General features: G+C 33.8%; 16 protein-coding genes. 6 read left to right on the top strand and 10 right to left on the bottom strand.

The features are described from left to right. The first annotated feature begins 10 nt into the window (after positions 1 to 10). From B0O44_RS12750 to B0O44_RS12740, 3 genes are all read left to right on the top strand, one after another. Positions 11 to 526, top strand: a complete 516-nt coding sequence (locus B0O44_RS12750) for a hypothetical protein (RefSeq protein WP_110831087.1) — start codon at positions 11 to 13, stop codon at positions 524 to 526. Between the two features lie 181 nt (positions 527 to 707). Next, on the top strand, positions 708 to 1,052 hold the full coding sequence (locus tag B0O44_RS12745; RefSeq protein ID WP_110831085.1) for a hypothetical protein: 345 nt from the start codon (positions 708 to 710) through the stop codon (positions 1,050 to 1,052). 210 nt (positions 1,053 to 1,262) lie between these two features. Then, the gene (locus tag B0O44_RS12740; protein ID WP_110831083.1) at positions 1,263 to 1,556 is read left to right on the top strand and encodes a hypothetical protein; all 294 of its coding nucleotides are present in this window, start codon (positions 1,263 to 1,265) and stop codon (positions 1,554 to 1,556) included. A 623-nt stretch (positions 1,557 to 2,179) separates the two neighbouring features. On the opposite strand, the gene qatD is transcribed toward B0O44_RS12740, so the two are convergent. The 8 genes from qatD to B0O44_RS12700 form a co-directional block, all read right to left on the bottom strand. Then, a complete protein-coding gene (gene qatD / locus B0O44_RS12735; protein ID WP_110831081.1) occupies positions 2,180 to 2,911 on the bottom strand; it encodes a Qat anti-phage system TatD family nuclease QatD in 732 nt (243 codons plus the stop codon). Further along, entirely contained in the window at positions 2,908 to 4,266 is a 1,359-nt protein-coding gene (gene qatC, locus B0O44_RS12730) for a Qat anti-phage system QueC-like protein QatC (RefSeq protein ID WP_110831079.1), read from the bottom strand. Before qatC ends, qatD begins: the two co-directional genes overlap by 4 nt. 2 nt (positions 4,267 to 4,268) lie before the next feature. Then, complete coding sequence (locus tag B0O44_RS12725; RefSeq protein ID WP_146229826.1) at positions 4,269 to 5,009, bottom strand: hypothetical protein; 741 nt, start codon at positions 5,007 to 5,009, stop codon at positions 4,269 to 4,271. Positions 5,010 to 5,011: 2 nt separating this feature from the next. Next, positions 5,012 to 6,910, bottom strand: coding sequence for a KAP family P-loop NTPase fold protein (locus B0O44_RS12720; RefSeq protein ID WP_110831075.1), 1,899 nt, complete (start codon positions 6,908 to 6,910; stop codon positions 5,012 to 5,014). 127 nt (positions 6,911 to 7,037) lie between these two features. Next, entirely contained in the window at positions 7,038 to 8,801 is a 1,764-nt protein-coding gene (locus B0O44_RS12715) for an ATP-binding protein (RefSeq protein WP_110831073.1), read from the bottom strand. Between the two features lie 3 nt (positions 8,802 to 8,804). Then, a complete protein-coding gene (locus B0O44_RS12710) occupies positions 8,805 to 10,010 on the bottom strand; it encodes an SIR2 family protein (protein WP_110831071.1) in 1,206 nt (401 codons plus the stop codon). A gap of 186 nt (positions 10,011 to 10,196) precedes the next feature. Beyond that, positions 10,197 to 10,382, bottom strand: coding sequence for a hypothetical protein (locus B0O44_RS12705; RefSeq protein ID WP_110831069.1), 186 nt, complete (start codon positions 10,380 to 10,382; stop codon positions 10,197 to 10,199). A gap of 144 nt (positions 10,383 to 10,526) precedes the next feature. After that, entirely contained in the window at positions 10,527 to 11,033 is a 507-nt protein-coding gene (locus tag B0O44_RS12700; RefSeq protein ID WP_110831066.1) for a hypothetical protein, read from the bottom strand. A gap of 168 nt (positions 11,034 to 11,201) precedes the next feature. Between B0O44_RS12700 and B0O44_RS12695 the strand changes: the two genes are divergently transcribed. Both B0O44_RS12695 and B0O44_RS12690 read left to right on the top strand, forming a co-directional pair. Then, complete coding sequence (locus B0O44_RS12695; RefSeq protein WP_110831064.1) at positions 11,202 to 11,711, top strand: HAD domain-containing protein; 510 nt, start codon at positions 11,202 to 11,204, stop codon at positions 11,709 to 11,711. 24 nt (positions 11,712 to 11,735) lie between these two features. Further along, the gene (locus B0O44_RS12690) at positions 11,736 to 12,212 is read left to right on the top strand and encodes a hypothetical protein (protein WP_110831061.1); all 477 of its coding nucleotides are present in this window, start codon (positions 11,736 to 11,738) and stop codon (positions 12,210 to 12,212) included. 31 nt (positions 12,213 to 12,243) lie between these two features. Here B0O44_RS12690 and B0O44_RS12685 read toward each other — a convergent pair whose 3' ends face one another. Both B0O44_RS12685 and B0O44_RS12680 read right to left on the bottom strand, forming a co-directional pair. Continuing rightward, positions 12,244 to 12,720, bottom strand: coding sequence for a hypothetical protein (locus B0O44_RS12685; protein WP_146229825.1), 477 nt, complete (start codon positions 12,718 to 12,720; stop codon positions 12,244 to 12,246). Positions 12,721 to 12,833: 113 nt separating this feature from the next. Continuing rightward, entirely contained in the window at positions 12,834 to 13,124 is a 291-nt protein-coding gene (locus B0O44_RS12680) for a hypothetical protein (RefSeq protein ID WP_110831056.1), read from the bottom strand. Positions 13,125 to 13,237: 113 nt separating this feature from the next. Between B0O44_RS12680 and B0O44_RS12675 the strand changes: the two genes are divergently transcribed. Next, positions 13,238 to 13,702, top strand: coding sequence for a DUF4265 domain-containing protein (locus B0O44_RS12675; protein ID WP_110831054.1), 465 nt, complete (start codon positions 13,238 to 13,240; stop codon positions 13,700 to 13,702). Positions 13,703 to 13,708 lie beyond the last annotated feature (6 nt).

Raw genomic sequence — 13,708 nt, 5'->3', positions numbered from 1 at the left:
CTTTTAATTGATGAAAACGATAAAAATTCAAGGTGCCGGGCTGCTGTTTGTGGCTGTACTGTTTGTTCTTTTTACCGGGGCCAGCCAAGCACCTGTTGAAAACAAGTTAATAGGTTTTTGGGAAATGGACACTACGCAGGCCGATTTTAAAACAATTAAAGAGGCCATGCCGGCAAGTATTGACATTTCCAGGCAGGGAAATGAAATCACCATCAAAAAGGATTTGAAGCAGGAGGGCATTAGGACCGACAAGCTCACCATAAATGCACAGCCTGTGGAGGTGAAAATGACTACGCCAGGTTACAGAAAATGGTGCGCCTTAAAACTTGGTGCCGATGGAAAAAATATACAGGTGGTATCGGATTATAAAGTAGAAAAGGACGAGCAGGGCAATCCTGCATTTTCGTACAAACGGACAGAAACTTACCAATTATCTGAGGAGGGGAAAACCTTAACAGTAACCGATGTAGCCCAGGGGGATAAAGGTAAGGATTTCTTTCAGGCGGTGTATAAAAAGCGGCCTTAAAGGCCATAGACCATAGAAACGTCCAAAGATGTGCTCTCTATAACTAGGTGCGTTTACCGGGACCTGTGGCCACAGGCCCGGTTTACAAGAAAAAAATAATTTGTTACTTTTTTGTGAATTAATTTATAAATTGTTAATTTTAATTAATATAAACTATAATATCTTAAAATCTTTAAAAACGATGAAAAAAACCATTGACGATAGCATCAACCACTTTAACTGGTTGATCTATGTAACGGGGCACACGAAAATTCCGTACCTCGTTGACCCTGCTGTTGAAATAGACCGGGCTTATAAAACCTTTACCGACCTGATTTTTACGGATATTTTAAACGATCCGGAAAAAGCCAAAAAAGATTGTGAGGCTTTAAGGAAAGAATTGATCACCCTAATGGATGCCGCTACCGAAATTATCGGTACTTTGAAAAACAGCGACAATTTGCGCTGCGGCACCGCGGTATTAATTTACAACAAGCTGTGTGTCATTCTGGATTTCTTAGACGACTTTCAGCAGCAGCCTGCCTAAAATTTTTTTGTCACCCGGGACATCAAAATTTTTATAATTTATATTTTATTTTGTATATTGTTGTTAGGCCGCCATGGCATTAAAGCCCCCAGCTTTATCACATGGCATTTAGGTACAAAAAACGACCATTCTCCTACAAATTGGTTCGCAGCCCTAAACAACAAAACAAGCCCCAAATTAATTAGTTGATAACCTTTATCATTTCTCTTTATGAATTTTACTGCTACAGAACTGGAAAACTATTTCTGGAAATCCGAGAACCACATTACCACCAACGAAGGTGTAGAAATTGTACTTCATGCCAGCTCCCTGGTCGAACTTTCTGTTTTACTCCGCAACGAAGAAGAATACACCCCACGCTACCAGATCAATGCTTCGTTTTATTCTTTAAATTCTTTTATGAACTTTTTCTCTTTTGAAAACTACCAGGCCATTCATAAAATTTCCGTGGCAGATATGCTGGCTTTGTATAGGATCGGGTACGCGCATATGGAGGTGGCGTAGGTTTTTGGGAAGGGTTGGTTTCTGGCGAGGGTAGTTGAAGTGCACTTAAGTTTTGCAAGTATAGGCTCATTATAATCAAAAAACTTTCCCTGAGCCGATTGGGCCGCTCGGAGGTTGTGTTTTTCGAAATTAGTTCTATTTAATATTTAAAGCTTGCGATGAAGAAATTGGAATTCAGTACCTTTTAAGTTAAATAGTCTTGATGAATAAAAGATAGGGCCACCCCAAGGTACTAGCTTTTTTATCTGTAACAGTGAGATCAAATTCTCGTAGAGTAATTAGTGATTTAATAATTTCTTTTGATTCGTCAACGATTTTCTCCATCCATCTAATATTCTCTGGTAGATTGTTTTGTCTGTAAGTATCTATACTAAAACATGCTGTTCTGTAGTTTTATTGCCACGGAACGCTATAGTGACAATCCTATAAATAGGAACAGAGACGATTTCCATGAGACCATTAGCGTTAGGTTTGCTGAAGGTTTACCGATTATCATAATACGAGTTCTTTTGCTCTTTCTAGCATGACGAAAAACCAAACCGTTAGCTCTTGCTGAATAGAACTCGGTCTTATATAAGCAACATCGACATCGTTTACAGGTCCTGTTTTTTGAGATTTATTTCTTATTTCAAATGACTAATTAATCGTGAGAAGTTAAATGAAATAATATTCTCCACTTCGTAATTTGGGATGTTCCATTCTTGGACTAAATGATTGATTACTGAAGATGTTTCTCCCGGATTTAAAGGCGAATTTTTCTCATTTACAAAGGGGCCATCTGTTTCAGTTAAAACAAGATGCCTTGGTATTTTAGAAATTATTTTTCTACCTGACGTAGACCTTAACATAGCAGGATTAATGGAGAAAAAAAGTCCTGCTTCTGAAATGGAATCAATTAAGTTTATGCCACCTGAATACCAATGAAAAATTGCAGACTGTATATTGTTTTTAATTAAGAGCTCTAAAACTTCTTTCTCGGCTTTTCTGGAATGAACACTTATGATTTTTTTTTGTCCTGACACAACCTTTAAGATTTTAGAGAAAGTATCTAATTGAATATATTTTGTAGGAATACCTTCTTTGGAAAAATCCAACCCTACTTCTCCAATGAATGATGTTTTATCAATGTTTTTTAGAAATAAATCAAACTCTTTTTTATGTGAATCAGCCATTAGGGGGTGCATTCCTAAGGCTAATCGTATCTTTCTTAATGACTGAAAATGGGAATATCCCATTTCAAAATGGCTTGGAAGATTTGTCATTGCTAATACAGTTATATTTGCCTTTACAGAATCTTGTAAAACTTTTCTTGGATTAGGATATAAATCTATATGACAATGTGTATCAATAATCATCTTAAGCCCAACTCTGATTTTACAAATCTATTTCCTTTATCACTAAACAGCATTAAAACTTCTTCTTTGCTTTTCAATACCATTTTTGCATAATCTGTAAGATTATCAATATCAATATTGCCATTCACTAATAAATCTCTTTTCATTTTATCTAATGAAATTTTTCTTTTTAAATAACTAAATAATGCAGGTAAATCATTATTTCCTATAGATGATACTTTAGTGATAAAATTACCATAATGATTCTCGTTGTCCAAGCCTGCCTTATTCAATGCGGCCCTTCTGTAGATACAAGGCATACATCTTCCACAGTTATGTTTTTCATTAGTATTATCAAAATGAAATTGCCTTCTACCCCTTTTACCACAAGAAATGGAATCTTGATAGATTTTTTGTAAAAATATTTGGTTGCTACATTCCACAAACATCTCTCCTTTAGTTTTAAACGTATAAGGGTTATGTATTGTTGTAGACAATCCTAAATCTACAAGTAACTCTTGAGTATTTTTTAAAACGTAAGGATGAGTTGTTCTAGTACTTAAAGAACTTACCCTTGATGGTGTAAGGGGATAATTGATTGAAATTGTACCATTCTCTGGAATTATCAAATCATCGATAGGTGATAAATAACAACCCAGACCAATAAAAAAAAGAGAACGACTACGGTAATTATTTTCAATAGTTACTCTGTTACCATTAGCATCCTCTCTTGATAATGCCAATTTTGATTGTACCCAATATATTTTATTTGGATATTGACCCATTAAATGTTTCAATAATGTTCTCTGATCTCCATTCGGACCAGGTGATTTTGAATCAAAATGAGAAACTAAAAGTATCCTTTTATCATTACTAAGTTTTTCTAATTCATCTATGACACCTATTAAAGAATCTAAACCACCCGAAAACAAACTTACTGATGCAATAGTATCGTTTTCATATCGTGGGATTTTCCTCCTGTTCGCGCGTGGCTGAAATAAATCAACTCTTTCTCTTTTTCGGAAAGAAATCTGCCAATTATCTCCTGTTAAGAAGTCTAAAATTTGTTTCAATTTCTCCTCTTTACCACTCCAATCGGCTAAATTATCTACTGGAAACTCTACTTCTATATCTCTCGTCCAGCCATCATTTGAATAAATAGCTCGACTAAGTAGATTATCTACACCATACACTATTGCAGATACAAGAAAGAAGTCGAATTTTATAGAAGTAAAATCAGCTTTGAAATCAAAAACTCTTTCGTAACTTAAGAAAGATAATGGAACCTTTCTATTCACTCCGTTATCTATGTAACAAAGTTGCAAATTTGAAAATTTGCTATAATCTGCATCCTCAATAACTACGTTTACTTTCATAACTATTCAAATACTGTTAATACATCGTGTTGAATATTTTTTATAAGCCTATCGGCATCATCAGAACTCCAATTGATGTTTTGTAATGGATTTTTTTTGTGCATATCTCCGATTCTTTCAACTATGAAATTTTTTATTTGGTTGAAAAGATTATTACAATCACTTTCATTCTTGTTTTTTATTAAATTTTCATAGAACCACTTTGATAAAAGCTCATTGATGTAATACCCAAAATACTTTATTATTACATCTTCTAATGTATTAACTGTAAAGGTTTCTTCTAATAAAATTTGCACTTCTTCAATGGATTCAGCTTGTCCTATTAATTCTTCTAATAATAATCTGGTAGCTTCTTTTGCAGCATTGTCATCAATAGAGGTTGCGTTACCTGAACAATACTCAATCAAATGATTAATTATATCGCCAACGGTTTTATTATCAAGATCCGTTAATCCGCTATATTCAAGCGTTTCTCTAATATTATTACCAGAACTAATAAACTTTGAAAAGACTCCTCCGATTTTCTTTGCAGTTCTAATACTACTTCTTCCTCCTGTTTTTGATCCGCCACGGCCACCCGTTGAGGCTCCACCCAATGTTGAAACAAAATTTCCCATTATGTTCTGAAGCTTCTGAGCAGGTAGAATAGAAGAATCACAATTTGAAGTAAGTGAAGAACTAAGCGTACCCCAATTTGGAATCATTGAGTGCTTTACATCAGAAAATGATTTAGATGTTCCCATTTCTATTTTTTTAAGTTATACGCCTTACTTGCTTTTGATTTTCCATCCTTGAAATAATTATTCAAAAAATCGCCAATTTCTGACACTGATTTAAAATCTGCTAATCTTATAGCAACCGCAGGTTCAATATCTGATACACTGATTATTTTAAGGGCTTCTGTATAGTGATAAATTGTGTTTTCGATTTTACTTTCTATCATTGTATTGAAAATATCATACAGCCGTTTTTGTTGAGGATTTCTTTTTAAATTTGAAGACATAATACTGAAAAATGCATCTTTTTCAATATTGCTAAATGGCTGAAACTTTTCAATAAGTATAGATTTTGTGACTGATGCTGTCATACTCTCAGGTAATAATTCATTAAACAATGCTCTTACTACAGGTGGAATCATACTCGCTGCAGTGATAGAATTTTCTAATTTATCACGAGCAATCCAATAATAATCTCGCAAATCAACTTCTGACAGTAAAGGTTCTATTTGAAACCATTTTATTATTTTGGGTTTACCCCATTCTTTGAAATCAGAATTTTTTATTTCTGAAATTACATCATCAATTCCTTTTTCTTTACACATAGCTTCTATCTTTGTTACTTCCTTAGGTAATCCATCTTGAACAATTTGCCATTCAAATAATTTTTTGAACAATTTAGGCTCGGAATATTCAAGTATCATCATTTTTGCAAGAATCGCATCATTAAAATTCTGTAATGACGCCACTTCTGCAAGTCTTTTTCGGATAGTATAAGTATTTAAAAAGCGTTTAATCTGTCGGGGATTCCCATATAAACTATTTGTTATTAAGGGTACTAATGAAGGAATCGTAATGACATTGTCTTTAACTTTTTCAAATTCTCCAGCATCTAAAATCTTCTCAAAATTTGATAGTCCAAATGCAGAGTATTTATTAGTTAATCGGTACTTCTTAAATTCATCAAGCACGTTTTTAAATTTGATATCACTAATCTCTTTTTTACAGATTAGCATTGATATGTAAGTTTCAACTTCGGATTCGGAAAGTCTTGGTAGAGAATAAGGAAGTTGAATTAATTTTTCTAAGTAATCTATAACAACCCTGTTGTTATCTTCTTCGATTTCTTTATTGTTTTTGTACTTATGTTCAATAGCGTATTTTACAATTCGAGGGTCAGCCCCAATTATGAATGCAGTTTTGGGTACATTTAGAAAAAGTTTAATCGCCTCCAGATTTTCAATAATTCTTTCGGGACTGCATCTGTCTAAATCATCAATAATTACAATTAGTCTTTTAAAGTTTGTAGCGTCTAAGAGTTCAGCAAAATCTTTTCTAAATTCAGCTACTGCATTTGTAGAACTTTTATTTTCCTCTTTACTTTCTTTTATAAAAGCTTTAAATGTTTCTTGACCTTCTTCCGATTTAAGTTTTTCTATTATTTTTTCTGGATTATCTCCCCACTCAGTTAACCTTTGAGCTGCAAAAGGAATTAAGCTAAGACCTCCTGTAAAATATGCTGAAATAGCAGATAACGCAACATTCTTCATAACCATACCTGCACCTCGTATCCAATCAATAGATTTCCAAAGTTTCTTTGCTTTTTCTTTGATCGTATCCTTAATTTCCTCAGAAATCTTCTTATTATCTTCCAATTCTTTGAGAATTGAATTTAGTAATGCAGCTTTAGCGTCATCGTATCCCTCAAAAGCCCATCCATTAAAGTATATACAGAGAGAATCCTTATCATCATCTTTGTCAAATTCTTCTTTTACTAGTTGCAAGATGCTGGATTTCCCACTTCCCCAATCACCAAAAACTCCAATTGTAATTGGCAAAACAGATTCATCATTTATAATATTGATTAATAAATCTGCGTGTACCTTAAATCCTAAGAGATCTTCTGAAGTTTCATTATCTGCCCACATAAGTTAATAATTGTAGTTTTTACTATGAAAATATTTTATTCGAATTAATAAATGCTACGGAATACCGTAATATTTAAAATATAATTTTTTACTTTTTTGCAAATTTTAGTAAAGAACGCAGACTGATTTAATTCGGCACTTCATTTTTTACCATCTTAAATTTCGGTGTATCGAATTTCGGTATTGTAGAAGGCAAACCCACTTTAACAGAAATCGGCATAGGAAAGTCAACTCCCATAATGATAGCCTCGCCTGATCCTAAGGAAGGTAAAAACGAAAGTGTTTCTTTATTGGCAGTGGAACAGGCACTTGCTATTGCTTCTTTATCTTGATAATTTATCAACCTGTGCGTAACGAATGTTCCCATTTGACTCAGTGTACCAACAGGGATATCTCTTGGCATCTGTGTTGATAAGCATAGGAATAAGCCGTATTTTCGACTTTCTTTTGCAATATTGTCAAAGGCATTTAATTCAGTACTTTCAAAATACTCATCTTTGACTTTCTTATTCAAAAACTGATGAGCTTCATCCACAAACAGAATTAGAGGATTCTCTCTGAAAGTATTGGAGCGAGCTTTATTTAATAGATACCTCCCTAATGAATTAGCTAAAATTTCTCTTACCTGAAAGTTGTATGGTACATTTTCAAAGCCAATTCTAAATACATTTTTTTGAGGATTTACCAAAAAATCGTTAATTTCAGTAATAAGATTGCTTGTTGTTGGAGTATTAAACCCAAACATACCAGCATAATCATTGTCTGAGATTACATTATTAACACGCATTATCAAGCTTGTCGCATTTCCATAATTTCTTTCATCTCTGGTGTTTGCCCACCGATCATTGAATATTTGAAAACATTCATTTCCAATTTGTTTGTGGAGTAGATTTATACTGAAATTATTTATTGTGAAATTTTCAATAACAGCTTTATAAGTAAAATAAGCATTATTGTATGCGGCAGTAAGATTATTTTGTTTTACTACTAGTCCATTATTTATAATTACCTGTTGACCTCTGAATGTAAAAGTATCATTAATCCCATTGTTACTATGTCCATTATTAGGAATACTTTCCAATAAGCAGTGAGCTACTTTTAAAGATTTTATTGCTTCTAGTAAAACAGGTTGTTGCACCTGTCCAGAAGGTCTAAATAAAACAAATAAATCATTAATGGTCAAATTCTGATATGGAAAATAACTCTCAGAAATCAATATAGAATGATCAACCTTTGAATGCGTATCAAAAGTTGCATATTCACCAGTAGGATCTAAAATAATTGCCTTTGCTCCGGTTTCTATAACCCCTTCGATAAATTTACTAATCGTATAACTTTTACCACCACCAGTTGTACCTACAACCGCACAATGACGGCTAAATATGGCTTGCAATGAAATATTTACCGGAACGTTCTTATCGTATATCAAATTTCCCATTCTAAACGTGGGAGAATGTTCAATATTTTCGGGTTTTATTCCAAAGGTCTTAAAATGAGTTGCCAAGAATTCGGCTGAACAGATAAATACTTTGGAACCAATAAGCGGTAAACTGTTTATTCCCTTTTCTATTTTACTGGGATCAAATAAATCAAATGATAAAAGAATTTCAATTCTTCCTATCGGATGAAAAGCTTTAGTAGAGAAAGTCCTTTCGCTTAATTCCAATCTTTCTTTTTCAGGTAAAGAAATCTCTAACATTTTGCCAAGAAATCCTTTCTCTTCTCCTTCGATAATAATATAATTACCTACGAGACCACCTCGTAATACCTCAGCGTGATGTACAAATGTCTTCATCAATACAGATGATGGAAAATGGACTTTCACAAATGCAGGAGATACAAAATTTACATATCCCAGAAAATGACTGTGATTAAAAGGACTATTGCTCATATTTTAATCATTAGGGATGTTAATTACTATTTGTCTTGAATCTTCTTGACTGTAAGATTTTAGATCAGGATAATATTTAGCAAAATCCTCAAACGTTTCTGACACAATGGATATGTTGGAATATTTATTTGCTGCTTCGATAAAGGGTTTTAAATTCTCATTGGTTTCATCAATATTTCTATTTATTATCATCAATTGAAAACTTGGATTTTGTTCCAACGCTTCAATGATTGCTGTTACAATATGTTTATCCCCAAAACTGAATCCTATTGTAATTAGAAAGACATTTTCTTTCCTTAAATTGGACTGAAACCTAGACATCATTTCAAAATAAGGTTGTTCATAAGAACTTTCATATTTCGACTGATGTGGATATATCATTAATGGGTTGTTTGGATTCTCTTTTTGTAAGATTTTCTTTTCTTCTTTCTCCCAATTAACGGATCCGTGTAATTTATATAAATGAAAGACTTTTTGAATAAAATTATCTTCCTCTTTTACCCTGCTTTGATTTCTAGAAACAATATCATAGTCATAATTTCGTCCGCTGAAGATTCTTGGTTGGGAAAATGAGAAACCATCAATAATAACAAAATTGCTTTCACAAGCTGCTTGTTCAAACATTAAATCATAATTCAAGGTAAATAGCTTAAATCTAGGTAAAGTAACTTTGCGTTTTGTGATTTTATTCAATAAAAGTACATGAGGCGAATTATCAGGCAAACTCAATTGACAGGCATTTTTTATAAAATCTTTAATCCTATTAACACAATCTTCAATATCAAGATCTTCTTTGGGAACATAAGGTATAGCGGGCGTGGCCATTGATAATACCTTTTCCAGATTTTTTATTACAGAGCCATTTTCCCACTTTTCATTATAACCTATTTTCGCAAGTAATTGACTAAAAACTTTATCTGTTAGGAGAGTTTCAACATCGTCCCATAAATCTGCCATCGACTTACCTAGCTTATCATCTTTTCCCCAGCCAATTGAAGAACCTGCTCCAGTAAGCAGAATAAGATTTTCAAACTGATTATTTAGTGTTTGAGAATATTTATTTCTTTTTGTTGCAATAGCATAATCAACTCTATTTTCAGTACTATCTTTAAAATCGTGAAGTTTACCATCAATATATACCTTCACATCATTAGGATCACTATCATCGTATGCAATCTTGCTACTATTATTGAGTAAAATATGCTTCATACTCACATTTTATTGGATTAAATAACTTATTTATTAAAAGTTCGGCTCATCTCATACTTTTTAAACAATGCTAAAATTTGTTTTGGATTTCCAATGGTATCTTCCTTGAGTTCAAAGTAAAATTCCCTTCTGGGGGCATTAATTTTAAGTTTAGGATCAAATGTCGGCTTATAAACCATTCTCACCTTAAACAACTTTATAGCTCACATTAGAACTCGATTGATGAATAAACCATGCTTTTGCATCATTGGCTTCATTAGTCAGTTGTACCGATTTTTCATTTTTTTTACAGGAATTGAAGGACAAAAGAATTGTCAACAAAACCGTTAGGACATAGAAATGCCTTGGAGAGAGGTTAATTTTTAAATTCATAGTTATTAGAGATGTAACTTTAAACCTAAGTTATAATATTAATCGTTAATCGTGTGAATTTTTCAAAATTATTAGTGGAAGGAAAATAATATGTCGGAATCTATAAAAGAATCCGTAGCTGGAAACACTGGACCAACGGATTGATCAGTGAGGGTGAAGATGTTCAGACAAATCTTTTTTGCTCAGTTCCAAGTCACCCAATAAAGTTTGTTGATCAATTATCCATTCAGTTTCTACCTCATGCTTAAATAACAGATCGTTGTTTTTAATTTGAGCATCCAGGTTAGACTGCCCAACTGCATAACCATGAATTTGATCGGTCCAAACAGGTTTAAGCTTAAAATCAGTTGTCCTGGCTTCAATTAAAAGGCCGCCAATGTATTCGTCAGAAAGGTCAAATGGTAAAAATGTACATTGCCCTGGTTCAATAGATGTAATTCTGCTGGTCCAATAGTCAAGTAGCCTAATGAGCCCAAATGACAGAAGCTGCTGACCTTTTAAATTTTTGCTTTTAATTTCCTCATCGCTGATTTCTAGAAAATCAAATAGATAGTAACTGTCGGCAGTTTTTAAATAAGCTGGCTCGGTACCAATTCTTAAGAATAAATCGTCATGCCCAGTGCCTGTTTTGTCAAATGTTAAACGGATCATATTTTACTTTTTAGCATGTACTTTTTGTCAGAAATGTATTTCTGAATATACAAAGTCCTGGGTATTTCTTGTTTAACAAGTGATTAAATCTTTTATCTTCGTTGTTATTGTTCATCCAATAATATCAAAACCATTCACACAACAGGAATTTAAAAACTTAAAACCGAAATGATTTTTTTCCTCGACATAGACGGTGTAATGGTACATGCGAATCCACATAAACCCGTGGAATTAGAGGGAGATGGATTTTATAAATTTAATCCTGTAGCAGTAGACATCCTCAATTCAGTTCTTTATAAAACAAAGGATCAAATAATTCTTTCGACTTCACACAGGTACAGGTATACGGTAAACAAATGGAAAGCGCTGTTTAAAAACAGGGGTATAGAAATTAAATTTCTTTCTATATTAAACGACCATAAATTATCCTTCGACCCTAGCTGCAGCCGAAAAACCGAACTATTGGAATGGATACATCACAACAATATTGATTACAATAAGGTTGTGATTATTGATGATGATAAATCACTAAATGATTTACCTAAGGCACTAAAACAAAGGTTAGTGCTGACCAATTCGTATACGGGTTTAAATGAGGTAAAAGACCTTAAAAATGTTCTTCAAAGAAGATTAAAAAAGAACCTTTTTAAAAACAGGGATTTGAAAAATACACGTTGAATTAAGTTTTCCTGATAAATAATTATGACTCCGGTAGCAGCTACAGCAGAAGTTCTTGCATATAAAATACTCAAGAGGCACAACGAAGAGGGCTGGGTGAAATGGGCATATGATATGCTCCTTGCTGGTTATGAAACAGAAAACCTGCTCATTTTAGCGGGCGTGCGCGGAATGCTGGACTATTTTGAAATGTGGACTTTGACCGATAAGGTATTGGAGGAACTGGAGATTGACTATTCTGATCAGGACCAGGTCATCAATGGATATGTTTCCTATCTGGCACAAAGGGTACTGTCCGGACAGGAAAAGCCTTCAGCTGCCTTATACACATTAATGAGCATGTATCTGGACCTTGATTACACGTCATTACTTTCCGACTCCTTCGACCTGTATTATGCCTGGAAAGATCTTCAATACGGAGAACATCAATGGTATGTACTCGGAGTTGACCGGTCCAATATTGATCAAAAAATTACCGACTATTTTAAGGAGCGGGTGTAAATTAAATAAAACTGTTACCTGCGCTGACCCATTAATATACCCAAGTTCCTTTATAATAAACAGCATCGTTTAGTAAAGTAACATGCCGGTCCGATGAATCAATTGGGACATATCCATAAGGCTTATAATTTGTTTTCGTCATGCCTTTCGGGAAGGGCCGGGATATTGCTACTGTTCTTTGGGCAACATCAGTCAATGTATCGATAAACAATTTGTTAAGAAATACTTTTTGCTGGTACCGGCTGGTAACCTCGATTTTTTTTATAGGCTCAGGATAATGAAAATAATATTCCCCAGTCGGACTGCCTGTGGTATCCCGGCCAATCTTTTCGAGCACAATCTGGTCGTTTACTTTGACTAATAAATGCTCTTTAGGATAAAGCATTGAAAGAAACACTGTGAAGTTCGCACTGTCTTTTTGCCCAACCCTATAACGCTCAGTGGTATTGTTTTGACATCCATAGCCTAAACACAAACAGATTGCAAATAGATAGTATATTCTTCTCATTTCTTTTTTGGATCTTGTGTAATATTAGAGTTTTCCATTTGAACCATTTTGTTTGGTGATAACTTGGCCAATTCGCTCAAAACATACCGTAAAGTAATGGATAGTAAAACCCCTTATAAATTACTAAACAGCATTAAAATTACAAATACAGTAAATCCTCCATAAACGACATACTTACTCATATTTAACAAAAAAATCGCCTCATTTATTTGCTTTAAAGCTGTTGTATCATTGGTCAATAACTGGGCCTGCTGAAGTTCTTTTACATGAATACGGCCACTCCAATGGCGTGGAATTTCAATGGTTTTTATTAAGTTTTTTATAATCAGATGGGTTTTAAATGAGGAGTAACCATATAGTACGAAAATGGCAATTGTGATTACGGTGTAAACGTTAATATGCATTTTATAAATATACAGCCTGTGAGTGGTTGTTTTTAACCTGGCTGAAGAATTTTATATTAGCTGTTTTTTCAAACAGATCATTCAACAAAAAGGAAATTTTTAAATAGGTGAGCATGCCCAAAGAAGAACACATTAAAATACTTTTTCAGTTTTACAGTGATGTACTGGAGCAACACACAGTGGAAACCATGTGGGCGATAACAGTTGACCAGGACAAAGGACTTTACAAATTGGACAGTATTCCGTTTTATGCCCCGGACATAGCTGCAAATGATGTCTTTTTTGCAGAATTTGATGAGGAACAGGAACGTTTAACCTACAGGTACATTGTCGAATATTCTGGTAATTCTACGGTACAGGTGGTGATGTTTAATGATGAAACACCTGCGAATGATATCCGGGAAGAATTTGATATACTAGGTTGTTCCAGTGAGAAAGCCAATGAAGCCTATTTTGTAATCGATGTTCCTGTTGATGTGGATTATGCCATTGTTCGGCGTAAGTTAATGGAGCTGGAAGAGTCGGGTATTATAGGATATGCAGAACCTTGTTTGTCGGATAAGCACAGAATGGATTAAAAGAAA

Source organism: Pedobacter nutrimenti, assembly GCF_003208655.1.
Lineage (GTDB): Bacteria > Bacteroidota > Bacteroidia > Sphingobacteriales > Sphingobacteriaceae > Pedobacter > Pedobacter nutrimenti.
Note: the sequence above shows the minus strand (reverse complement) of the source record. Positions and strands in the feature narration are given on the sequence as shown.